This window comes from Gryllotalpicola daejeonensis (assembly GCF_039538145.1).
GTDB lineage: Bacteria > Actinomycetota > Actinomycetes > Actinomycetales > Microbacteriaceae > Gryllotalpicola > Gryllotalpicola daejeonensis.
The window spans coordinates 1,543,788-1,564,767 of sequence record NZ_BAABBV010000001.1; the positions used below are offsets into that span (position 1 = coordinate 1,543,788).

22 protein-coding genes are annotated in these 20,980 nt (G+C 69.4%); 4 read left to right on the top strand and 18 right to left on the bottom strand.

Annotated features, from left to right (window positions below):
- Positions 1–32: 32 nt before the first annotated feature.
- The 4 genes from purH to ABD736_RS07700 all read right to left on the bottom strand — a co-directional run bounded on the left by purH (position 33) and on the right by ABD736_RS07700 (position 4,654).
- The gene (purH, locus tag ABD736_RS07685) at positions 33–1,700 is read right to left on the bottom strand and encodes a bifunctional phosphoribosylaminoimidazolecarboxamide formyltransferase/IMP cyclohydrolase (RefSeq protein ID WP_344791158.1); all 1,668 of its coding nucleotides are present in this window, start codon (positions 1,698–1,700) and stop codon (positions 33–35) included.
- Entirely contained in the window at positions 1,697–2,293 is a 597-nt protein-coding gene (purN, locus tag ABD736_RS07690) for a phosphoribosylglycinamide formyltransferase (protein WP_344791159.1), read from the bottom strand. The genes purH and purN overlap by 4 nt, the downstream gene beginning before the upstream one ends.
- A 97-nt stretch (positions 2,294–2,390) precedes the next feature.
- Complete coding sequence (locus ABD736_RS07695) at positions 2,391–3,683, bottom strand: cell division protein PerM (RefSeq protein WP_344791160.1); 1,293 nt, start codon at positions 3,681–3,683, stop codon at positions 2,391–2,393.
- A 68-nt stretch (positions 3,684–3,751) separates the two neighbouring features.
- Positions 3,752–4,654: an alpha/beta hydrolase gene (locus ABD736_RS07700; RefSeq protein ID WP_344791161.1), complete on the bottom strand. Its 903-nt coding sequence runs from the start codon at positions 4,652–4,654 to the stop codon at positions 3,752–3,754.
- Positions 4,655–4,757: 103 nt separating this feature from the next.
- On the opposite strand from ABD736_RS07700, the gene ABD736_RS07705 reads away from it, so the two are divergent.
- Positions 4,758–5,195 carry a MarR family winged helix-turn-helix transcriptional regulator gene (locus ABD736_RS07705; protein WP_344791162.1) on the top strand — a complete coding sequence of 146 codons (438 nt, stop codon included), beginning with the start codon at positions 4,758–4,760 and terminating at the stop codon, positions 5,193–5,195.
- Here the strand turns inward: ABD736_RS07705 and ABD736_RS07710 are convergent.
- From ABD736_RS07710 to ABD736_RS07725, 4 genes are all read right to left on the bottom strand, one after another.
- Positions 5,183–5,653 carry a VOC family protein gene (locus ABD736_RS07710; protein WP_344791163.1) on the bottom strand — a complete coding sequence of 157 codons (471 nt, stop codon included), beginning with the start codon at positions 5,651–5,653 and terminating at the stop codon, positions 5,183–5,185. The genes ABD736_RS07705 and ABD736_RS07710 overlap by 13 nt on opposite strands.
- Before the next feature lie 97 nt (positions 5,654–5,750).
- A complete protein-coding gene (gene sucD / locus ABD736_RS07715) occupies positions 5,751–6,659 on the bottom strand; it encodes a succinate--CoA ligase subunit alpha (protein WP_344791164.1) in 909 nt (302 codons plus the stop codon).
- Between the two features lie 14 nt (positions 6,660–6,673).
- Positions 6,674–7,837 (bottom strand): ADP-forming succinate--CoA ligase subunit beta, encoded by a 1,164-nt coding sequence (sucC, locus tag ABD736_RS07720; RefSeq protein ID WP_344791165.1) that lies wholly within the window; start codon positions 7,835–7,837, stop codon positions 6,674–6,676.
- A 96-nt stretch (positions 7,838–7,933) separates the two neighbouring features.
- Complete coding sequence (locus tag ABD736_RS07725; RefSeq protein WP_344791166.1) at positions 7,934–9,127, bottom strand: RimK family alpha-L-glutamate ligase; 1,194 nt, start codon at positions 9,125–9,127, stop codon at positions 7,934–7,936.
- Positions 9,128–9,170: 43 nt separating this feature from the next.
- Here ABD736_RS07725 and ABD736_RS07730 point away from each other — a divergent pair, with 43 nt between their 5' ends.
- The gene (locus ABD736_RS07730) at positions 9,171–9,653 is read left to right on the top strand and encodes an ATP-dependent zinc protease family protein (protein ID WP_344791167.1); all 483 of its coding nucleotides are present in this window, start codon (positions 9,171–9,173) and stop codon (positions 9,651–9,653) included.
- A gap of 144 nt (positions 9,654–9,797) precedes the next feature.
- On the opposite strand, the gene ABD736_RS07735 is transcribed toward ABD736_RS07730, so the two are convergent.
- From ABD736_RS07735 to ABD736_RS07755, 5 genes are all read right to left on the bottom strand, one after another.
- Positions 9,798–10,079 carry a hypothetical protein gene (locus ABD736_RS07735; protein WP_344791168.1) on the bottom strand — a complete coding sequence of 94 codons (282 nt, stop codon included), beginning with the start codon at positions 10,077–10,079 and terminating at the stop codon, positions 9,798–9,800.
- Positions 10,076–12,499 carry an ATP-dependent helicase gene (locus ABD736_RS07740; RefSeq protein ID WP_344791169.1) on the bottom strand — a complete coding sequence of 808 codons (2,424 nt, stop codon included), beginning with the start codon at positions 12,497–12,499 and terminating at the stop codon, positions 10,076–10,078. The genes ABD736_RS07735 and ABD736_RS07740 overlap by 4 nt, the downstream gene beginning before the upstream one ends.
- Before the next feature lie 108 nt (positions 12,500–12,607).
- Positions 12,608–12,790, bottom strand: coding sequence for an antitoxin (locus ABD736_RS07745; protein ID WP_344791170.1), 183 nt, complete (start codon positions 12,788–12,790; stop codon positions 12,608–12,610).
- 119 nt (positions 12,791–12,909) lie between these two features.
- A complete protein-coding gene (locus ABD736_RS07750; RefSeq protein WP_344791171.1) occupies positions 12,910–13,935 on the bottom strand; it encodes a glycerophosphodiester phosphodiesterase family protein in 1,026 nt (341 codons plus the stop codon).
- Positions 13,936–13,945: 10 nt separating this feature from the next.
- Positions 13,946–15,412: a glycosyltransferase family 39 protein gene (locus tag ABD736_RS07755; protein ID WP_344791172.1), complete on the bottom strand. Its 1,467-nt coding sequence runs from the start codon at positions 15,410–15,412 to the stop codon at positions 13,946–13,948.
- A 97-nt stretch (positions 15,413–15,509) separates the two neighbouring features.
- Here ABD736_RS07755 and ABD736_RS07760 point away from each other — a divergent pair, with 97 nt between their 5' ends.
- Positions 15,510–16,325, top strand: a complete 816-nt coding sequence (locus tag ABD736_RS07760; protein ID WP_344791173.1) for a Bax inhibitor-1/YccA family protein — start codon at positions 15,510–15,512, stop codon at positions 16,323–16,325.
- Between the two features lie 156 nt (positions 16,326–16,481).
- Here the strand turns inward: ABD736_RS07760 and ABD736_RS07765 are convergent, their stop codons facing one another.
- The 5 genes from ABD736_RS07765 to ABD736_RS07785 form a co-directional block, all read right to left on the bottom strand.
- Positions 16,482–16,961, bottom strand: a complete 480-nt coding sequence (locus ABD736_RS07765; RefSeq protein ID WP_344791174.1) for a tetratricopeptide repeat protein — start codon at positions 16,959–16,961, stop codon at positions 16,482–16,484.
- 20 nt (positions 16,962–16,981) lie between these two features.
- Positions 16,982–18,241 (bottom strand): RNA polymerase sigma factor, encoded by a 1,260-nt coding sequence (locus ABD736_RS07770; RefSeq protein WP_344791175.1) that lies wholly within the window; start codon positions 18,239–18,241, stop codon positions 16,982–16,984.
- 46 nt (positions 18,242–18,287) lie between these two features.
- On the bottom strand, positions 18,288–18,716 hold the full coding sequence (locus ABD736_RS07775) for a YciI family protein (protein WP_344791176.1): 429 nt from the start codon (positions 18,714–18,716) through the stop codon (positions 18,288–18,290).
- Positions 18,717–18,718: 2 nt separating this feature from the next.
- Complete coding sequence (locus ABD736_RS07780) at positions 18,719–19,171, bottom strand: YciI family protein (protein ID WP_344791177.1); 453 nt, start codon at positions 19,169–19,171, stop codon at positions 18,719–18,721.
- Between the two features lie 115 nt (positions 19,172–19,286).
- On the bottom strand, positions 19,287–20,126 hold the full coding sequence (locus tag ABD736_RS07785; RefSeq protein WP_344791178.1) for a helix-turn-helix transcriptional regulator: 840 nt from the start codon (positions 20,124–20,126) through the stop codon (positions 19,287–19,289).
- A gap of 101 nt (positions 20,127–20,227) precedes the next feature.
- On the opposite strand from ABD736_RS07785, the gene ABD736_RS07790 reads away from it, so the two are divergent.
- Positions 20,228–20,944 (top strand): SDR family NAD(P)-dependent oxidoreductase, encoded by a 717-nt coding sequence (locus ABD736_RS07790; RefSeq protein ID WP_344791179.1) that lies wholly within the window; start codon positions 20,228–20,230, stop codon positions 20,942–20,944.
- The last annotated feature ends 36 nt before the right edge of the window (positions 20,945–20,980 follow it).

Below are 20,980 nucleotides of genomic sequence, written 5' to 3' on the forward strand. Positions count from 1 at the left end.
CTCGGCCGGGCCCGGCGTCACCGCCGGTGCACCTAGTGGAAGAAGTGCCGCTCGCCCGTGAAGTACATCGTCACACCTGCCGCCTTCGCCGCCTCGACGACCTCTTCGTCGCGGATCGAGCCGCCGGGCTGAACGATCGCCTTGACGCCGGCCTCGATGAGGATCGCGGGGCCGTCTGCGAACGGGAAGAACGCGTCGGATGCCGCGACAGAGCCGCGCGCGCGCTCGGCGCCGTCGGCGAGCGTGTTCGCGCGAGAAACCGCGAGGTGGCAGGAGTCCACACGGTTCACCTGGCCCATGCCGACGCCGACCGAGGCGCCGCCCGAGGCCAGCAGGATCGCGTTCGACTTCGCGGCACGGCAGGCGCGCCACGCGAACTCGAGGTCGGCCAGCGTCGCGGCATCGGCCGCCTCGCCCGCCACGAGCTGCCAGTTCCCCGAGATGGAACCGCTGGGGAAGGCATCCGCCTGCTGCACCAGAACGCCGCCCGAGATCTGCTTGTATTCGTATTCGGCGCGCTGGTAGCCGGCCGGCAGCCGCAGAATGCGCAGGTTCTTCTTGCTCTGCAGCAGCTCGAGCGCCGCGGGCTCGTAGTCGGGGGCGATGATCACCTCGGTGAAGATGCCCTTGACCGTCTCGGCCATGGCGAGCGTCACGGTGCGGTTCGCCGCGATCACGCCGCCGTAGGCGCTCACCGGGTCGCACGCGTGCGCCTTGCGGTGCGCCTCTGCGATGTCACCGGAGGGCCCGGCCACCGCGATGCCGCACGGGTTCGCGTGCTTGATGATCGCGACCGCGGGCTCGTCGAAGTCGTACGCCGCACGCAGCGCCGCGTCGGCATCCGTGTAGTTGTTGTACGACATCTCTTTGCCGCCGAGCTGCTCGGCCTGCGCGATGCCCGCGCCCGCCTGCAGCGTGCTCGTCGCACCATCGAGGTAGAGCGCGGCCGCCTGGTGCGCGTTCTCGCCGTAGCGCAGCACGTTCTGCAGCGCGCCCGTGACGGTGACGGATGTCGGGAACTCGGTTCCTGCTGAGGAGGGCTCGGGCGAGGCATCCGTGCTGGAGGTCGTCGCCACGTTCTGCGCGAACCAGCCCGACACGGCTGCGTCGTAGTCGGCGGTGTGCTGGAACGCCTTGGTGGCGAGATCGCCGCGCAGGGCGAGGGTCGTGCCGCCGGCCTCGACCGCAGCGATCACCTCGGGGTACGAGGCGGGCGAGACGACGATCGCGACGTTCGCGTAGTTCTTGGCGCTCGCGCGCACCATCGCGGGGCCGCCGATGTCGATCTGCTCGACGGCGTCGTTGCCCTGCGCGCCGCTCGCGACGGTCTCTTTGAAGGGGTACAGGTTCACGACGACGAGCTCGAACGGCTTGATGCCGAGCTCGGCGAGCTGCGTTTCGTGGTCTTCGAGGCGCAGGTCGGCGAGCAGGCCCGCGTGCACGGCCGGGTGCAGCGTCTTAACGCGGCCGCCGAGCGACTCGGGGAAGCCGGTGATGCTCGCCACGTCGGTCACCTCGATTCCGAGGGCGCGGATGCTTGCCGCCGTCGACCCCGTCGAGACGATCTCGACGCCCGCGCCGGCGAGCGCCTTCGCGAGCACGTCGAGGTCGGTCTTGTCGGAGAGCGAGATCAGCGCGCGGCGGACGGGCACGACGTCGCGGTCGCGATAGAGGCTCGGGTCGGCGGCGTGGGCGCTCATGCTCGGGCGATCTCCTTCAAATCGAGGTTTCCGTTCGCGATGTCGAGAACCGCCTGGATCAGCAGGCGCCGTTCGACGGGCTTGATGCGATCGTGCAGCGACGTCTCGGTGTCGCCGGGCAGGATCGGGACGCGCTCGCGGGCGATGATCGGCCCCGTGTCGACGCCGTTGTCGACCACGATGAGGCTCGCGCCGGTCTGGGTGACGCCCGCGGCGAGCGCGTCGCGCACGCCGTGCGCGCCCGGGAACTCGGGCAGGTACGCCGGGTGGGTGTTGATCAGGTTGGGCGCGAGCGCATCGACGACGTGTGCAGGCAGCAGGCGCATGAAGCCGGAGAGCACGACGAGGTCGGGACTCCACTGCCGGATCTGCTCGAGCAGCGCGTCACCCCACGCCTCGCGGCTCTCGAAGCTCGAGAGCGCCACCTCGAAGGTCGGGATTCCGAACGCCTCGGCGTGTGCGAGTCCCTCGGCGTCGGGGCGGTCGGTGCCGACGGCGACGATGCGGGCCGGGTACTCGGCGTCGGCAGCGGCTTCGAGCAGCGCCCGCAGATTGGACCCGCCCCCGGAGATGAGCACGACGACCGAGAGCACGTGGCAAGCCTAGCGGGCGCCGACCTCGGCTTCAGCCGGTGCGAACGGTACGGCGGATCGCTTCCCGACGTACGTTTCGCACCGCCCGATCGGGTGCTCAGTCGCCGGCGGTCACAAAGTCGTTGTCGGTTGCGAGGGCTGCCGACTTCTCGGGGGCCGGCTCTTCGCGCCGCAGTGGGGTCCAGTCGTGGGCCTGCCCGCGCCAATGGCCGATCGCGAGCCCGATCGCGAGCCCTGCGCCGAGCTCCAGTCCGCCGAAGACCCCGGTCTTCCAGGTGCTCGGGCCGAGGTCCGCGAGCACACCAGGAGCGAGCGTGCCGCCCGACCACCAGGCGAGCAGCGCGAGCACGCCGCCGCCGAAGACCGCCGCCCCCGCGGCCACGAGCACGAGGTCGAGCGGGGTGTCGAACGGGGGCGTCGACTTCTTCAAGATGCGATGCGAGAGGAATCCGCTCGCCGCCCCTGCTGCGACGGGAATCGCGATCGCGACATACGCGGCGGTCGGCGAGTGCGCGGGCACGATCGCGAGCAGCGGCACGCCGGGCAATCCGGAGTCGAGGCCCGCGCCCGGAGCGACCGCCCCTCCCCCGCCGAGCGCGAATCCCGGTCCGATCAGCCACGACATCGCCCACAGCACCGCGTTCGGCAAGAAGGCGAGCTGCGCGAGCGTGAGGGTGATGCCGCCGAGGAAGCCGGCCTGCAGCCCCTCGTAGAGCGCCACGGCGCGGCCGAAGTGCGCGAAGAGCAGGATGGCGACGAAGAGTCCGGATGCCGCGACCAGAAGCGCCACCGCCCCGGTGGCCGCCCGCAGCGACGAGCCGACGACCATGCGCGTCTCGGCGCCGAAGGCGTGCGCGAGCAGCGGCGGGACGTGGTCGCGGTTCGCGGCCCAGTCCATGCCGATTCCGAGCAGGATGCCTGCCCCGAACGTCGCCGCGGCGACCAGCGGAGCCTGCACCACGGCCGGCCCGAAGACCTTCGCCTGAGCGGTGAGCGCGACGATCGAGGTCACCGCGGTGAAGCTCGCGACAGCCGCGATGCCGCCCGTGAGCACATACGGGGTCTCGGCGGCGCGGCGGCCGATGCGCGCACCCATGAGCACCGTGAACAGCGCGACGCCGAGACCTGCGATCGTCACGGTGAACGGCGGCACCGCGCCCGGCAGGCCCAGGCTCAGGGCCGTCAGGCGGTCGAGATCGACGTGCGCGTCGACGCCGAGGCCGAGCAGCCAGGCATCCGCCGACGCCCGCCAGAACACGGCCCAGCTGGTCGCCATGTGGTACTGCACGGCCCAGACCAGCGTGAGCGGCGCAAGCGCGACCCCGAGCCCGATCGCCGCCGTGATCACCGCCTCGAAGGCGGCGAGGAAAGCGACGACGGCGCGGGTCATGAGTTCACGTTAAGGGGGTCGGGCGGCGCCGCCGGGGATGCCTCGCCGCCCGCCCTCACACGTCTCGGCTACTGCCCAGAGTTTTCGATCCGCGCCCCGATGAACGCCGCCGCGCGGTCGAGCGCCGCGTCGGCCTCGTCGAGCTGCCCGAAGAGATCCGGGAAGACGTGCGGGACCTCCGCTACGACCTCGAGCGTCACATCGACGTCGGCTCCGCCGAGACGACCGGCGAGCAGCACTGAATCGCTGAGAAGAACCTCGTACGACCCCACCTGGATGAGGAACGGCGGCAAGCCGCGCAGGTCGCCGACGCGCCCCGGGCTCGCGATCGGCGAGTCGGCGCCGCCCTCGCCCAACTGCTGCTCAGCGAAGAAGGCGATGTCGGCACGGGTGAAGATCGGGTCGACGCCGTCCTTTGTCGTCAGGCTCTCGCCTGTCAGCGCGAGGTCGCTCATCGGAGAGAACACGACGGCCCCCGCAGGCATCGGCAGCCCGGCGTCGCGCGCGAGCAGCAGCGTACCGACCGTGAGGTGCCCGCCGGCAGAGTCACCCGCGATGACGATCCGCGCCGGGTCGACGCCTCGCTCGATGAGCTCGCGATAGGCCGCGAGACCGTCTAGCGCGGCCGCAGGGAAGCGGTGCTCGGGCGCCAGCCGGTAGTCGAGTGACCACCCGCGCAGACCTGTGCGCCTCACCAGTTCGGCGGCGAGGCGCGCACCCGTGCGGTGCGATCCGACGACGTAGCCGCCCCCGTGGAAGTACAGCAGCGCGCCGGCATCCCTCGTCTCATCGGCGATCTCGAGCGCGGGCCGGCCGCCCAGCGTGGTCTCGGCCGCGGTCAGCCCGCGGGTGTCGTCGGGCTGCGCCCGCATCTCGAAGAGCGCGCGACGCTCCTCGATCGTGTCGGCGACGAGGCTCTTTGCGGCCTCGCGGATGGCGGCATTCACGGCGTCGCGCTGTGCCTTGCTCATGGTGGTCTCCTCGTGAGTTAGGGTGATTTTGATTCCGGGGAATCTAAATACTCAAACTACATTCCGCGGAATCTAATTCCCAAGAATATTTCTGAGGAGCACCATGGGCGCATCGATCGACTTCTTCAACGAGCTCGTGCGCGCCGAGATCCTGCTCTATAACTCGGTCGACGCCCGGCTCAAGGCAGAGCACGGCGTCACAGTCGGCACGATCGAGATCCTGTCGCTCATCGCCGCGACCGAGCACGCGCGCGTCGACGACATCGTGCGCGCGCTCGATCTGCGGGTCGGCACCGCCAGCAAGGTCGTCGACCGCTACGCTGCGGCCGGCTGGGTCGAGCGAATTCCCAACCCCGACGACCGACGATCATCGTGGATCGTGCTGACGGATGCAGGGGTGAAGCTGCTCGCTGAAGGGACGCCGACGTTCGAGGCGTCCGTTCGCCGGCTCACCGCTGCGCTCTCGCAAAGCGAGCAGCGCACGCTGCGCACACTGCTCACGAAGCTTGCCGCCTCGCTCGAGGCGACTCAGCCGTCGTAGGCAGCCTGCAGGGTCGGCAGGTCGAGCTTGCCCATGGTGAGCATCGCCGCGACCGTGCGGTTGATCGCCGCCTGGTCGCCAGAGGAGTACCACTGCCACATCTGCTTCGGCACGACCTGCCAGGCGAGGCCCCACCGGTCGGTGAGCCACCCGCACTGGCTCGGCTCGCCGCCGTCTTTCAGCAGCGCGTCCCACAGACGGTCGATTTCGGCCTGCGTCTCCACCTCGATGAACATCGAGTAGGCCATGGTCGGTTTGAAGGCCGGGCCGCCGTTGATGGCGTAGTACTCGCGGCCCTCGAGTTCGAAGGCGAGGGTGTACACGACCGGGTCCATGGGGCCACCCTGCGGGAAGTCCTGCACCCAGAGAACGCGAGAGTCGTCGAACAGGCTGACGTAGTACTCGGCGGCATCCTTGGCGCCGTCGGGGAACCAGAGGAACGGGGTCACCTTTGACATGGGCGGCAAGCTACTCGCGCGACGGGGCAGCGGAAAGCCCGAGGGGCACACGTTTTCAACGAAAACGTGTGCCCCTCGGGCGAAAGTGTGCCGCTCGCTACGCGCTCACGCTGGCGTAGACCTCGCGCAGCAGCTGGGCGGTCTCGCTCGGCGTCTTGCCGACCTTGACACCCGCCGCCTCTAGGGCTTCCTTCTTGGCCTGCGCGGTGCCCGCCGAGCCCGAGACGATGGCACCGGCGTGGCCCATCGTCTTGCCCTCGGGGGCGGTGAAGCCGGCGACGTAGCCGACGACCGGCTTCGTCACGTTCTCCTTGATGAACGCCGCCGCGCGCTCTTCGGCGTCGCCGCCGATCTCGCCGATCATGACGATCGCCTTGGTCTCGGGGTCGGCCTCGAACGCGGCGAGCGCGTCGATGTGCGTCGTGCCGATGATCGGGTCGCCGCCGATGCCGATGGCGGTCGAGAAGCCGAGGTCGCGCAGCTCGAACATCATCTGGTAGGTCAGCGTGCCCGACTTCGAGACGAGGCCGATCGGGCCCTTGCCGGTGATGTTCGCCGGCGTGATGCCGACGAGCGACTCACCGGGCGTGATGATGCCGGGGCAGTTGGGGCCGATGATGCGGGTCTTGTTGCCCTTCGCCTTCGCGTGCGCCCAGGCCTCGGCCGAGTCGCCCACCGGGATGCCCTCGGTGATCACGACGAGCAGCGGGATCTCGGCGTCGACGGCCTCGATGATCGCGTCCTTCGCGAAGGCCGGTGGCACGAAAGCGATCGACACGTCCGCACCGGTCTTCTCGATGGCCTCGGCGACCGTGCCGAAGACGGGCAGCTCGACGGCCGAGCCGTCGGCCGCGGTGTGCGACACCGTGGTGCCGGCCTTGCGCGCGTTCACGCCGCCGACGACCTGGGTGCCGGCCTTCAACATGAGCGCGGTGTGCTTGGTGCCCTCGCCGCCGGTGATGCCCTGGACGATGACCTTGGAGTCCTTGTTGAGGAAGATCGACATTGTTCTGCCTGTCCTTACTTCGAAGCCAGCTCGGCGGCCTTGTCGGCGCCGTCGTCCATGGTGGTGGCGAGCGTGACCAGCGGGTGGTTGGCGCCGGTCAGAATCGCGCGGCCCTCGTCGACCTGGTTGCCGTCGAGGCGCACGACGAGCGGCTTGTTCGCCTCTCCGCCGAGGATCTCGAGCGCCTTGACGATGCCGTTGGCGACGGCGACACACGAGGTGATGCCGCCGAACACGTTCACGAACACGCTCTTGACCTGCGGGTCGCCCAGGATGACGTCGAGGCCGGCGGCCATGACCTCTGCCGAGGCGCCGCCGCCGATGTCGAGGAAGTTTGCGGGCTTCACGCCGCCGTGCTTCTCACCGGCGTAGGCGACCACGTCGAGCGTGGACATGACGAGGCCGGCGCCGTTGCCGATGATGCCGACCTCGCCGTCGAGCTTGACGTAGTTGAGGTCGTTGGCCTTCGCCTTCGCCTCGAGCGGGTCCTCGCTGGCGGCATCCACCAGCTCCTCGTGCTCGGGGTGGCGGAACGCTGCGTTGTCGTCGAGCGAGACCTTGCCGTCGAGCGCGATGATGTCGCCCGAGCCGGTCAGAACGAGCGGGTTCACCTCGACGAGCGTCGCGTCTTCGCCCTTGTAGACCTCGAAGAGCTTGACGAAGACCGGCGCGACCTTGTCGACCAGCTCCGCAGGGAACTTCGCGGCGACCGCGATCTCCCTCGCCTTCTCGAGCGGCAGGCCCTGCGCGGGGTCGACCTCGACGCGGGCGAGCGCATCCGGGCGCTCCTCGGCGAGCTGCTCGATCTCCATGCCGCCCTCGTACGAGGCGAGCGAGAGATACGAGCGGTTGGCGCGGTCGAGCAGCACGGAGAAGTAGAACTCCTGCTTGATGTCGGCGCCCTCGGCGACCATCACGCGCTTCACGGTGTGGCCCTTGATGTCGAGCCCGAGGATCGACTGCGCCGCCGCGTAGGCGTCATCGGGGGTCTTCGCGACCTTGACGCCGCCCGCCTTTCCGCGGCCGCCGACCTTCACCTGCGCCTTGACGACGGTGACGCCCCCGAGCGTCTCGGACGCCGCGCGCACCTCATCAGGCGTGTCGGCGATGATGCCCTTCAGCACGGGCACGTCGTACTTCTCGAACAGGTCCCGGGCCTGGTACTCGTACAGATCCACTGTGTTCCATTTCTCTCGACATCGAGACAATTGCCGCAGGCCACTCTACCCCGGTGACCTTGCGCGCCCGAGTCCGGCCGGTTGCCGAACCTGCGCCTATTCCTCGGGCGGCAGGGGGTTCTTCGGCAGCTTCTTGACCCGGGGGCGCCGCTTCGGCCGTTCCGGGATCATCGAGCGCATCTCTTCGACGCGGCCCCAGCACAGCAGCCGGTCCTCTGCCTCGAGGCGCTGCGAGAACGACGGATTCGGAATGACGCCGGTTCCGCGGTGCAACGTCAGCACCGTGATGTCGCGCTCGCGCAGGCCGGACTCGGCGATCGTCTTCCCGATCAGGTCGGCGTCGCCGTGCACGACCAGCTCGGCGACACCGTAGCCGGTCGAGACCGACAGCCGCTCGCGCACGTCGATCTGCGGGAACGCGACCTGGTTGGCGATGTAGTCGATGATCGCGCCGGCGACGTCGAGCTTCGTCGCCGTCTCGATGCCCTCGAGGCCGGGCGACGAATTGACCTCCATCACGAGCGGTCCCTCGTCGCTCTCGAGCATGTCGACGCCGGCGACCTTGAGGCCCATGATCTGCGCGGCGCGCACGGCGGTGCGGGCGTATTCGTCGTCCAGCTCGACTTTCTCGACGCTGCCGCCCCGGTGCACATTCGAGCGGAATTCGTTGCCGCTCGCGCTGCGCCGCATGGCGGCGACGACGCGGTCGCCGACGACGAGCGCACGGATGTCTCGGCCGCGCGACTCGCGGATGAACCGCTGGATCAGTACGTTCTGCCTGGCCGACTGCAGCGTCTCGATGATCGCCTCGGCGACCTTGAGCTCCGGCGCCAGGATCACCCCGATGCCCTGCGTGCCCTCGAGCAGCTTGAGCACGACCGGCGCTCCGCCGACGCGCTCGATCGCCGCCACCACATCGGCGCGGTTGCGCACGAAGGCGGTCGGCGGCATCGCGATGCCATGCCGCGACAGGATCTGGTTGGCCCGCAGCTTGTCGCGCGAGTTGCTGATCCCGTTGGCGGTGTTCGGCGTGTAGACATCCATCTGCTCGAATTGGCGCACGACGGCCGTGCCGTAATACGTGATCGAGTTGCCGATGCGCGGGATCACCGCGTCGTATTCCGACAGCTGACGACCCCGATAGAGCAGGTCGGGAGACTCTGCCGACAGATCGATCGCGAACCGCAGCGTGTTGAGCACGCGCGGGTCATGGCCGCGGTCTGCGGCGGCTGCCCGCAGTCGCTGGGTGCTGTAGCTGCGCGGCGAGCGCGACAAGATGGCGATCTTCACTCGTGTTTTCCCGTTGGGCTGGGTTTCCGGTTTGATGGGCGCTATGGCCCCACGACATCCAACACCACAGAGCTTGGTGGGGTGGCGCGAATGGGTCGGATTGCCGGGCCTCGGCGTGCCGTGGATCAAAGCCAAGATCGACACCGGCGCGCAGACCTCGTCACTGCATGCCTTCGGCCTGCGCGAATTCACCAAGGACGGCGCGCGGTGGGTGCGCTTCGAGGTGCACCCGTGGCAGTACAGCCCGCGCGACGGCGTCAAGATCGAGCTGCCGGTGCACGACCGTCGCCGCGTGCGCAGCTCGACGGGGCACATTCAGAACCGCGTCGTGGTCTTGATCGAATTACGGATGCTTGACCGCACGCTTCCCGTCGAGGTGACTCTCACGCGCCGCGACTCGATGGGCTTCCGCATGCTGGTCGGCCGCGAGGCGCTCAGCAACGGCTTCCTCGTCGACCCCGCCGCCTCATACCTCGGCGGGCAGCCGCCGCGGCCGGTGCGCAAGGCGAACCGCCGCGAGGAGTAGTGGCCGTCTGCCGCGGTTCCCTGCCGCGCCGATACGCGGATATGGGCCGATACGCAGACGGATGCCGCGCAGATCTCCGGTTCATCGACCCGCTTCCGCGCATGGGCGGCCAGGCTGCTTTGCGTGAGGAGGACTGCGGTGGCGCTAATGCCACCAGAGCCTGAGCGTGATCAGGAACTCCGGAAGCGCGGCTCTCAACTCGTCGGCTAGGCGTTGCCCTTCGGCGTCGTACGCTGCGACATCGGTTGCGGCATCCCAACCTCGTTCATGATCGAAGTGCGAGTCGAAGTACCGCTGCCACTGCATCAGCGCATCGGCCAGCTCGGTGGGCAGGTCGTAGTCGGCCGGAACCATTCCGCCGTCCTCCCACAACGGTGAGGGTGCTGAATAGTCGGGAAACAGCCGGATCTCCCGTGCGCTGCTCACAGCTTCTCGATCGGGGCGATCTTGATCAGCAGCTTCTTGAAGCCCGCCTGGTCGAACTGCACGTGGGCGATGCGCTTCGCGCCCTCGCCCGTGACGTCTTGCACGCGCCCCTCGCCGAAGTCGACGTGCTTCACCCTGTCGCCCGGGGCGAGCTCGAGCGCGCTGTTGTCGCGCACGGTCGCGGTCACCTTGTTGGCCCACTCGGTCTTCGGCCGCGACAGGGCTGCCGCGGTGGCCGCCGCACGGTCGGACCCGAAGCCGGGCCGCTTCGCGTTGAGCGCCCGCGACATAGTGCCGTCGCGGCCGTTCGCGGCACCGGGCGACCTGCGCCACTCGATGAGCTCGGCCGGGATCTCTTGCAGGTACCGGCTCGGCATCGCCACGTTGACCTCGCCGAACTGGGCGCGCGACATCGCCAGCGACAGGTACAGCCGCTTCCGCGCCCGGGTGATGCCGACATAGAACAGGCGCCGCTCTTCCGCGAGCCCGCCCGGCTCGTTGGCCGACATGCGGTGCGGAATCAGATCCTCTTCGACGCCGGTCAGGAACACCGCATCGAACTCGAGCCCCTTCGCCGTGTGCAGCGTCATCAGCGACACGGTTCCGGTCGAGTCGTCGAGCTCATCGGCGGCCGCCACGAGCGACACCTCGGTGAGGAAGTCGGTGAGCGTACCGCCCGGGTTGTTGCGCGCGAACTCCTTCGTCACCGCGACGAGCTCTTCGACGTTCTCGGCGCGCGCTTCGTCCTGCGGGTCGCGCGAGCTGCGCAGGGCGTCGAGCAGGCCCGAGCCCGCGAGCAGGTGCGTGAGCAACTCGGGCACGGGCTTCACGCCCGCCGGGTTGTCGGGGTTCATCATCGCGGCCGTCTCGTCGAGCAGGTCGGACAGGCGCGTGATCGCGGCCGTCACCTTGGGGCCGAGGCCGAGATCGGATGCCGCGCGCAAGGCGTCTCGGAACGTGATGCCGTTGTCGGCCGCGAACGACCCCAGCTGCGTGACCGTCGCCGGCCCGATGCCCCGCTTCGGCGTGTTCAGGATGCGTCGCACCGCCAGCTCGTCGGCGGGGTTCGCCACGGCGATCAGGTACGCCATGGCGTCTTTGATCTCGGCGCGTTCGTAGAACTTTGTGCCGCCCATGATGCGGTACGGCACGGCCGAGCGGATGAAGATCTCTTCCAGCGCACGCGTCTGCGAGTTCGTGCGATAGAAGACGGCCATGTTGTTGTACGGCACGCCGGCGCGCCGCAGCGCGTCGATCTCGTCGGCGACGAACTGCGCCTCGTCGTGCCCCGAGTAGCCGGTGTAGCCGACGATCTTCTCGCCGTCACCCGAGTCGGTCCACAGGTTCTTCGCCTTGCGGTCGAAGTTGTTGGAGATCACCGCGTTGGCCGCCGACAGGATGTTCTGCGTCGAGCGGTAGTTCTGCTCGAGCAGCACCACTCGCGCACCGGGGAAGTCGTGCTCGAACTCGGTGATGTTGCGGATGTCGGCGCCGCGGAAGGCGTAGATCGACTGGTCGGAGTCGCCGACCACGGTGAGCGACGCCCCGGGGATCTCGCCGGAAGGCTCCGTCAAGCCATCGACGTACAGGCCGTCGGCCTTGAGCTCGGCCACGAGGTGGGCCGGAACCGGCTTGGTGAGCTCACGGATGAGCGAGTACTGCGCATGGTTCGTGTCTTGGTACTCGTCGACCAGGATGTGGCGGAAGCGGCGCTGGTAGTTCGCCGCGACGCGCGGGAACGCGCGGAACAGATAGACCGTCTGCGCGATCAGGTCGTCGAAGTCGAAGGCGTTCGCCGAGCGAAGGGCCCGCGTGTACTCGCGGAAGATCTGCAGGAAGACCTGCTCGGCGGGGTCATCACGGTTCGCGCTGCGGGCATACGACTCGTAGTCTTCGAGCTCGTTCTTGAGCTTCGAGATCTTGGCGCCCGCACTCGCCGGCGTGAAGCCGAAGGTGTCGGCCTCGCTCTCTTTGATGATGCGCTTGAGCAGCGCGCGCGTGTCGCCCGAGTCGTAGATGGTGAAGTTCTCGGTGAAGCCGAACTGCTTCGCCTCGCGGCGCAGGATGCGGACGCACGCCGAGTGGAAGGTCGAGATCCACATGCCTTCGGATGCCTGCCCAAGCAGCCCCTCGACGCGTTCGCGCATCTCGCTCGCGGCCTTGTTGGTGAACGTGATCGCGAGGATCTGGCTCGGCCACGCCTCTCGGCTGCCGATGAGCCCCGCGATGCGGTGCGTGAGCACGCGGGTCTTGCCCGAGCCGGCGCCCGCGACGATCAGCAGCGCGGGCCCGCGATAGGTGACCGCCTCGCGCTGCTGCGGGTTGAGGCCCTCGAGCAGGCTCTCGTCGCCGCCGCGCGGCCCCTGGTCGCCGTCGACGATCAGGGGAAGGAAGCCATCGGTAGCGCGCGCGTCTGTCATTGCCTGGCAAGTCTAAATTGCCCTACTGACACTCAGCGCGGCGCAGACAGACGAGCGCCCCTTCCGCAAGGGAAGGGGCGCTCGCCTACGTCTCGGTCGATCGCGGGGCTAGTTGCCGATCGCGTCGTCAGCAGCCTGCTGGCCCTGCGAGATCTGGTCTTCGAACTTGCCGCCCGTCAGGTCGTTCGCCTTGTCAGCGATGCCGCCGAGGACGTTATCGCTCACCTGCTCGCCCTGGTCGGTTCCGAGGAAGTCCTTGCCCTTGTCGACCGCGTCATCGAGGAATCCCATGCGCGCCCCCTTTCGTCAGTGGAAGTGGTTCGCGCCACACATTAGCCACAAACGGCGGCCGCGGGGAAGACAGCGCGGTCTACCCCACTACGGAGGTTCGCCTCGGCGCTACTGAAAGTTCACGCAGCGGCGTCGCGCACGACGAGCGCGAGGTCGGGGTGGTCGGCGAAGACGCCGTCGACGCCGCTCTTCATGATCGTGCGGAACTCCTGCCGCCAGTGCCCGAAGTCGCCCTTGCCGCCTTCGCCGCGGAACGGCTGCGAGAGGAACCTGTTCTCGGGCCGCAGGGTCCAGGTGAACACCGCGAGGCCGACCGCGTGCGCCCGATCGACCAGGTCGGTCGTGCCGTCATCGGAGGTCGCGTCCAGCAGCAGGCTCTTGTCGACGCTGATGCCGTCGATCGCATCGAGCCCCCGGCGCGTCGCGAGCTCGTACAGGCCCACTTCCCCGATCTCGGTGGCGTAGCTCGCGGCATCCGCCCCATCACGCGCGACGAGGTCGAACGCCGCGCCCTCCGCCTCGATCAGATAGATGCGGCTGCCGCGGATGCCGCGCTCGCGCACCTTGCGCAGCACGGTCTTCTCGAACGACTCGATGACGAGGCGGTTCGGCTCGTGCTGCCAGCCGACCCGTTCGAGCTCGTCGGCGAACAGCTCGTCGAGCGGCAGGCCGATCGACTCGAAATACGTCGCGTGCTTGATCTCGGCGACGACGCCGAGCTCGCGGTCCGAGGTCTCTGCCAGCCGGTCGACCAGGTCGAACAGGTGCGAGAGGCGCATGATCGGGTACAGCCCGTCGAAGCTCGCGCTCGCCTGCCGCAGCGGTCCGAGTCGCTCGCGGCAGCGCAGCGTGGCGAGCTCTGCCCAGGTGAAGTCCTCGGTGAACCACCCCGTGACGGGCGCCCCGTCGACCTCTTTGGTGGTGCGCCGGTCGGCGAATTCCGGCCTGTTCGAGACATCCGTCGTGCCCGAGATCTCGTTCTCATGTCGCAGCACGAGCACGCCGTCCTTCGTGGCGACGATGTCGGGCTCGACGAAGTCGGCGCCCAGCTGGAACGCGAGCTCGTAGGCCTGCCGCGTGTGCTCGGGCCGGTACCCGCACGCGCCACGGTGTCCGATCACGAGGGGGGAGCCGTGCGCGCGCATGACGTTGATGCTAGCCAGCGCGCTCGAAACGGCACACGACCTCGCGGTGCGTCGGGTAGCGGCTGGCGGGAGCGAAGCCGTTCTCGAGCAGGGTCTTCGCGTCCCGCGGCTGAGTGCAGGGCGTTCCGTGCCGGGGGATGACGAGGATGAGCGAGCGGATGCCCGCGAGCTTCGCCGTCCTCTTCGCAAGCGGCACCGTCTTGTCGTGGAACGCGTCCGATGCGGGGAACGGAGTCTTCAGCGCGACGTCGACGAGCCCGTCAAAGTACTGCGGGTAGGCGTAGAGCGCCTCGCGCGGCCGACCGGGCGCGAACAGGATCGCGTCGCCGGGCTGCGAGTGCGCCGCGACCGTCTGGGCGACCTCGCGCAGGTCACTCTCACGCGGCTTCGCATAGGCGAGCCGCTGGCCGACGTAGGTGGGCAGCGCGATCACGAGCAGCGCGATGGTGACCGCGGCCACCAGCCGGCGGGCACTGAGGGCCGCGAGCGCCGCGGCGAGCGCCAGCGCGAGCCCTGGCATGGCGAAGGTGAGGTAGCGGCTCGTGAACACCGGCGAGCCGAGCAGGCTGATGCCGATGGTGATGGCGAAGGGCACGATCACCCAGCAGCCGGCGAGCAGCAGCCACTCCGGACACGCGGCGCGCAGGGCGGCGCGCCAGCGGACGGCGCCTGCGATGATGAGGATCCAGACCGCGAAGGCGTAGCCCCAGGAGGTCTCACCGGCCGGCTCGACGAGCACCGTCCAGGCATTGAAGGCGCTGTTCGGGCCGATCCAGGCGATCTGCGCGCGCTCCTGCCACGCGAGGGTGAGGATCGGGCTCGCGGCGGCGAGGGCGACGAACCACGTGACAAGCAGGGGAATCCAGGCGCGGCGCGAGCTTCGGATGCCGCGGTTCGGTCGGTCGGACTCGTCGGTGTCGCGCCGCAGCAGCACGAAGAGCAGCTGCGCGACCACCAGCGTCGAGGTGAGCAGGAACGTCGACACCGAGAGGGCGATCGCCGCGCCGAGGGCGGCCCACCACCACCCGCCGCTGTCGAGGGCGATGAGCAGCAGCAGCCAGGCGGTGGCCGCGAGCGCCGCGGTCCAGGCATACGATCTCGCCTCTGCCCCAGCCCAGGTCAAGCGCGGCATGAACGCGAGCAGCACCGCGGCGAAGAGCGCGAGCCGAGGGCGCCCGAGCCGCTGCCCGATCAGCGCGGTCAGGGCGACCGCGACGCCGACGCCGAGCGCCGAGAAGCCGCGTGTGCCCGCCTCGCCGAAGCCGAAGATGCCCGACCAGTAGTGCAGGGCGACGTAGTAGACGGTGTGGCCGGCGTCGACGTAGCGCGTCGTGAACGGCAGTAGCTCGGCCGGCGTGAGGCGGGATGCCCGCACCGTCGCCACCTCGTCCGCCCAGAACGACGGCACCCAGGCGAATGCGAAGGAGAACAAGGCGGCGAGTGCCCCGAGGGTCCATGCGCGTCCGGCTGCTGGCACGGCTTCAGCCTCACCCTCCGTGCGCGCCGACCTCAAGGGGTCGATTTCAAGGAGACTGCCCAGCCACGACAGGCGCGTATGCGGCTACCTTCGAGTCATGGCATCGTCCAACAACCCGGCAATGAACCGCGTCTCCGCCTTCCGCGCGGGCGCACCGCAGCCGGTCGACCCGAACACCGTCGGCCAGGCCCCCGACCTCGAGGCTCTCTTCAACGCGCGCAGCGCCGGCTCGGCAGAGACCGGCCGCATGACCTACGAAGACACCGTCGTCAAGACCGCCGTGCTGTTCGTGGTGCTGCTGGCCACCGGTGTCGTCGGCTGGTTCGTTCCGGGCCTCGCGATCGTCGGCGCGATCGTCGGCCTGGTTTTCGGCCTCGTGAACTCCTTCAAGCGGAAGCCCTCCCCCGCCCTGATCGTGATCTACGCCGCGGCGCAGGGCCTCTTCCTCGGCGGCATCTCGAGCATCTTCGAGCGCGTCTTCCCCGGCGGCGTCGTGCTGCAGGCGGTCGTCGCGACGCTCGCGGTGTTCGGTGTGATGCTCGCCCTCTTCGCCAGCGGCAAGGTGCGGGCATCGGGTCGGCTCACCAAGATCTTCCTCGGCGCGATGATCGGCTACCTCGTCTACAGCCTGGTGAACGTCGGGCTGATGGTGTTCGGCGGCGTCTCCTCCGACCTCGCCTTCGGGCTCAACTCGGTCGAGGTCTTCGGCATCCCGCTCGGGCTCGGCATCGGCATCCTCGCCGTGCTGATGGGCGCGTACTCGCTCGTGCTCGACTTCGAGTTCATCAAGAACGGCGTGAACAACCGGGCGCCGCGCGTCTACGGCTGGCAGGGCGGCTTCGGTCTGATGGTCACGCTCGTCTGGCTGTACGTGGAGTTCCTGCGGCTGTTCGCGATCCTCTCGCGCAACTGACCGCAGGCCGCATCCACCCGGCGCGCCAGGGTGCCCAGTCGGCTCCTCCGAGTGCCCGTTCGGCGCACGTGTTGCCGCTGCACGGGCCACAATTGCGCCGAATGGACGCAGCAACGGGCGAGCGTCGACACGCGAGCCGGGGGCGGATGCCGCGAGCTACGCGAGCTCTTCCGCGTAGGCCCGCGCGGAGCGCTGGTAGCGCGGCAGGTGATCGGCCAGGGCCGTAAGCGCCGTCTGCAGCGCCTCGGCCGGTCGACCCGCGCTGTGCAGCACCAGCGCGCGGAAGAAGGCCGGGGCGTCGCCGAGCTCGGGAGCATCCAGGGCATCGAGCAGTTCGAGCGCCTCGTCGGTGCGGCCGAGGTTTCGGAGCGTGCTCGCGAGCTGAATGGTCACCTGGTGCGCCCGCTCGGGGGCGAGCCCCGCAGCCAGCGCCTCGCGATACGGCCCCACCGCCTCTTCCTCGAGGCCGAGCGAGTCGTGCACGCCGCCCCACTCGGCGAGCGCCTCGGGGTCGCCGGCGGGGCGCTCCTCCACGAGGGCGCGCATGCGCTTCAGGCATCTCTCTGCGTCGCTCTCATCGAACTCGGCCCAGAACTGCGCGACCCGCGCCTGCCAGCTGTCTTCGGTCTCGCTCATGCGCTCAACCCTGCCATGGGTCAAAGTGCGCGCAGCTTGCCCTCGAGCACGGCGCGCTCGCGCTCGTTGGCGGTCTGCGCGATCGCGCGCGTGAACTCGGCACGGGCCTCCTCGGCTCGGCCGAGCCGCGCGAGCAGCTCGCCGCGCACCCCGGGCAGCTGGCCGTAGCCCGCGAGCGACCCCGCCGCGACGAGTTCGTCGACGAGCCGCAGCGCGGTCGCCGGCCCCTCGGCCATCGACACTGCGACGGCCCGGTTCAGCTCGACCACGGGCGACGGTGCGATGCGACCCAGCGCCTCGTAGAGCACAACGATACGAGCCCAGTCGGTCTCGTCGACCGAGGCGGCGATGTCGTGGCACTCGGCGATCGCGGCTTGCAGTCCGTAGGGGCCGCGGCCCCTACCGAGCGCATCGGCGCGCGCGAGCGCCGCCCGGCCGCGGGCGATCAGCGCGCGATCCCAGCGGGCGCGATCCTGATCGGCGAGCAGAATCGGATTCCCGTCGGCGTCGAGCCGCGCCGGGAAGCGCGCCACGAGGAACTCCATGAGCGCCGCGAGACCATGCACCTCGGGCTCGCGCGGCACCAGCTCGGCGAGCACGCGCGCGAGCCGCAGCGCCTCGCGGGCGAGGTCGGCGCGCATCCACTCGCTGCCGGAGGCCGCCGCATACCCCTCGTTGAAGATCAGATAGAGCACCGACAGCACGGCTGACAGCCGCCCGGCGTATTCCTCGCGCGCTGGCACCTCGAAGGGAACCGCCGCGGCGGCGAGCGTCTTCTTCGCGCGCACGATGCGCTGCTGCACCGTCGCGACCGGCACGAGGAACGCCCGCGCGATCTCCTCGGTCGTCAGACCGCCGACCGTGCGCAGGGTGAGGGCGATGGATGCCTCGCGCGACAGCACCGGGTGACACGCGATGAACACCAACCGCAGCACGTCGTCGTCGATCGCGTCAGGGTCCCACGGGGCGTTGGCGCCGGCATCCGTCTCGTTGATTTCGCGCTCGCGCGCGAGCTGCGCGTATTTCTCGTCGCGGGCGGCGGCACGCCGCCACCCGTCGATCGCACGCCGCTTGGCCACCGCGACGAGCCAGGCGCCGGGGTTGGCCGGCACGCCGTGTTCCGGCCAACCCGCGAGCGCCTCGGCGAGCGCGTCCTGCGCAAGGTCTTCCGCGAGTGCGAAGTCGTGCGTGTAGCGCGTCAGGGTCGCGACGATGCGCGCCGATTCGATGCGCCACACGGCTTCGACCGCGCGGCGAGCGGATGCGTCGACCTCAGTCATGAGGAGCGGGTTTCGAGACGCGCGCTCCGCAAGCTCCGCGTGCTCCTCAACCAGCGGAGCTGTCGCGATAGCCGTGCTCGATCCACTCCTGCTCTTTCTTGACCCACTCGTTGTCGGCCGGGAAGTCCTCCGGCCCCTGGATGCGGCGGATCTCGAGCTTGTTGCCGGGGGTCAGCGGCGCGCGCTTGGCCCACTCCGCCGCCTCTTCGATGGTGGGCACGTCGAGCACCCAGAAGCCGTTGAACAGTTCCTTCGTCTCGCCGTAGGGGCCGTCGGTGACGACCGGCGGGGTCTGGTCGAAGTCGACCACGAGCCCGGCCTCGGGCGAGAGGCCCTCGCCGCCGACCATCACGCCGGCCTTGAGCATCGACTCGTTGTACTTCCCCATCACCTCGAGCACCTCGTTGAAGTCGACGTTCTCGAATGCCGCCTTCGCCTCGTCGGTGCCGCGCATGATCAGCATGTACTTCGGCATGATCAAGCCTCGACCTTCTGCGCCGCGCGGCGGATGAGCGCCTTGCGCCACTCGACCTCGCGCTGAATCCACGGGTTGTCCTGCGGGAACTCGTCGATCGTCGGAATGCGCCGGATCTCGGTCTTCACGCCGGGGCCGGAGGGGATCTTCAGCGCCCACTCGATGGCGGTCTGCTTGTCGGGCACGTCGAGGATCCAGAAGCCGTTGAACAGCTCCTTCGTCTCGCCGTAGGGGCCGTCGGTGACGACCGGTGGGGTGGTCGAGTAGTCGACGACGGCGCCGAGCGCGGCATCTTCGAGCCCCTCGCCGGCCACGAGCACGCCGGCGTTGAACAGTTCCTCGTTGAACCGGCCCATGGTCTCGATCATCTTGTCGAAATCCATGCCGGCGTCCGCCATCGCCTGCTGCGCGGCGGCCTCGTCGACCGTGCGCATGATCAGCATGTAGTTGCTCATCGGTGAGCCCTTTCCAGGTGTGCGAGCCGCTCTTGCCACGACCCTCTCACCCATGCGTCGAACGGGAAAGACGAAGATCGACGACGGCGCCGAAAATCTTCCGGTCGACTTCGGATCAGTTCGCGAGCGCCTGGGTTCCGAGCACGATCGCGAGCTCGAGCCGCTCGGCGTCCTCGCTGCCAGGCTCGGCCGAATAGACCATGATGCGCAGGTCGTCACCCGCGACGATCAGCGTGTCGCAGTCGAGGCCGATGCGCCCGACGGCGGGGTGGTCGAAGTACTTGTGACGCGAGCGGTCGTCGTGCGCGCGAAGCTCTGCCGACTCCCACAGGCGGGTGAACAGCGGGCTTGTGCGCAGCTCGGCGACGAGCTTCTTCACGCGCGGGTCGTTCGGGTACTTCGCGGCCGTGAGCCGCAGGTCGGCGACGATTCCCTCCTGCTGCTCGGCGAGCTGCTCGGGCGTGTGCACGGCGGCCGGCCCCGGCCCGACCACGTTGCGCCAGACGCCGTTGCGCTCGATGCCCTGCCACGCGCTCGCACCGGTCAGCGCCTCGTAGCCCGCGTTCGCCACGATCAGGTTCCACATCGCGTCGTAGACCACGACCGGGTTTCCGGTGAGCCGGTCGAGCAGGCGCTGCACGCTGGGTGGGATGCGCGACGAGACGAGACCCGGGCCGGGCGCAGCCTGCCCGGCGAGCCGGAAGAGCAGCTCGCGCTCGGGGTCGCTGAGTCGCAGCGCGCGGGCGAGCGCCTCGAGCACCTGCATCGAGGGAGAGGTCGCGCGCCCCTGCTCCAGCCTGGTCAGGTAGTCGACCGAGATGCCCGCGAGCCCCGCGAGCTCCTCTCGCCGCAACCCCTCGGCTCGCCGCCGCCCGCCGTGCGGCAGCCCGACCGCCTCGGGTGCGACGCGGTCTCGCCAACGGCGCACGGCCTGACCGAACTCGCGAGTCTCCACGCTTCAAGTGTGCGCCGGGCAGGCATCCGTTTCATGGCCCTGCCATTCCTACGAAAAGTCGGCGACTGCCTAGCTGCGGATGCCTGACCGACGCTCGTTGCATGACAACAACTCTCATCACCGGGGCCAACAAGGGCCTCGGCAAGGAAACCGCCCGTCAGCTCGTCGCCCTCGGTCACACGGTCTACGTCGGCTCGCGCGACGAGACCCGCGGGCGTGCAGCCGCCGACGAGCTCGGCGCCCGCTTCGTGCAGCTCGATGTGACCGACGACGCCTCGGTCGCCGCTGCGCTCGCCCGGATCGAGGCGGACGGCGGCCTCGACGTGCTCGTGAACAATGCCGGCATCGCCTCGTACGAGTTCGGCGCAGACGGGGTGCACGAGAAGACCGACGGCCCGAGCGCTCTCGCAGTCTTCGACACCAACGCCGTCGGCATCATCCGCGTCACGCAGGCGGCGCTGCCCCTGCTGCGCAGGTCGGCGAACCCCGTCGTCGTGAATGTCTCGAGCGCACTCGGCTCGTTCTGGGCCGTTCACGAGGACTCTCGGCCGGCCTCGCACTTCCCCACGCTGGTCTACGGCCCGAGCAAGGCCGCCGTCTCGATGCTGACGGTGCAGTACGCGAAGGCCGTGCCCGAAGTGAAGTTCAACGCGGTCGAGCCCGGCATCACCGCGACGGAGCTGGGCGGCGGCGAGCCCGGCGACCACCCCGGCCGCCCCGCGTCAGAGAGCGCGAAGATCGTCGTGAAGCTCGCGACCATCGGCGCCGACGGACCGACCGGAACGTTCCAGGAAGACGACGGCGAGCTCGGCTGGTAGCGGCAAGTACGCCGCTCGCCCGCATGCTCAGACCGG

What these genes read in the sequence shown, in the direction of transcription:
- ABD736_RS07765 (WP_344791174.1), bottom strand. Translation starts at nt 16,961, where the DNA reads ATGAGCGAGACCGAAGACAGCTGGCAGGCGCGGGTCGCGCAGTTCTGG.
- ABD736_RS07740 (WP_344791169.1), bottom strand. Translation starts at nt 12,499, where the DNA reads ATGACAGACGCGCGCGCTACCGATGGCTTCCTTCCCCTGATCGTCGAC.
- ABD736_RS07760 (WP_344791173.1), top strand. Translation starts at nt 15,510, where the DNA reads ATGGCATCGTCCAACAACCCGGCAATGAACCGCGTCTCCGCCTTCCGC.
- ABD736_RS07775 (WP_344791176.1), bottom strand. Translation starts at nt 18,716, where the DNA reads ATGCCGAAGTACATGCTGATCATGCGCGGCACCGACGAGGCGAAGGCG.
- ABD736_RS07790 (WP_344791179.1), top strand. Translation starts at nt 20,228, where the DNA reads ATGACAACAACTCTCATCACCGGGGCCAACAAGGGCCTCGGCAAGGAA.
- ABD736_RS07700 (WP_344791161.1), bottom strand. Translation starts at nt 4,654, where the DNA reads ATGAGCAAGGCACAGCGCGACGCCGTGAATGCCGCCATCCGCGAGGCC.
- ABD736_RS07695 (WP_344791160.1), bottom strand. Translation starts at nt 3,683, where the DNA reads ATGACCCGCGCCGTCGTCGCTTTCCTCGCCGCCTTCGAGGCGGTGATC.
- ABD736_RS07780 (WP_344791177.1), bottom strand. Translation starts at nt 19,171, where the DNA reads ATGAGCAACTACATGCTGATCATGCGCACGGTCGACGAGGCCGCCGCG.
- ABD736_RS07745 (WP_344791170.1), bottom strand. Translation starts at nt 12,790, where the DNA reads ATGGGATTCCTCGATGACGCGGTCGACAAGGGCAAGGACTTCCTCGGA.
- purH (WP_344791158.1), bottom strand. Translation starts at nt 1,700, where the DNA reads ATGAGCGCCCACGCCGCCGACCCGAGCCTCTATCGCGACCGCGACGTC.
- ABD736_RS07705 (WP_344791162.1), top strand. Translation starts at nt 4,758, where the DNA reads ATGGGCGCATCGATCGACTTCTTCAACGAGCTCGTGCGCGCCGAGATC.
- ABD736_RS07710 (WP_344791163.1), bottom strand. Translation starts at nt 5,653, where the DNA reads ATGTCAAAGGTGACCCCGTTCCTCTGGTTCCCCGACGGCGCCAAGGAT.
- ABD736_RS07750 (WP_344791171.1), bottom strand. Translation starts at nt 13,935, where the DNA reads ATGCGCGCGCACGGCTCCCCCCTCGTGATCGGACACCGTGGCGCGTGC.
- sucD (WP_344791164.1), bottom strand. Translation starts at nt 6,659, where the DNA reads ATGTCGATCTTCCTCAACAAGGACTCCAAGGTCATCGTCCAGGGCATC.
- ABD736_RS07770 (WP_344791175.1), bottom strand. Translation starts at nt 18,241, where the DNA reads ATGACTGAGGTCGACGCATCCGCTCGCCGCGCGGTCGAAGCCGTGTGG.
- ABD736_RS07730 (WP_344791167.1), top strand. Translation starts at nt 9,171, where the DNA reads ATGGCCCCACGACATCCAACACCACAGAGCTTGGTGGGGTGGCGCGAA.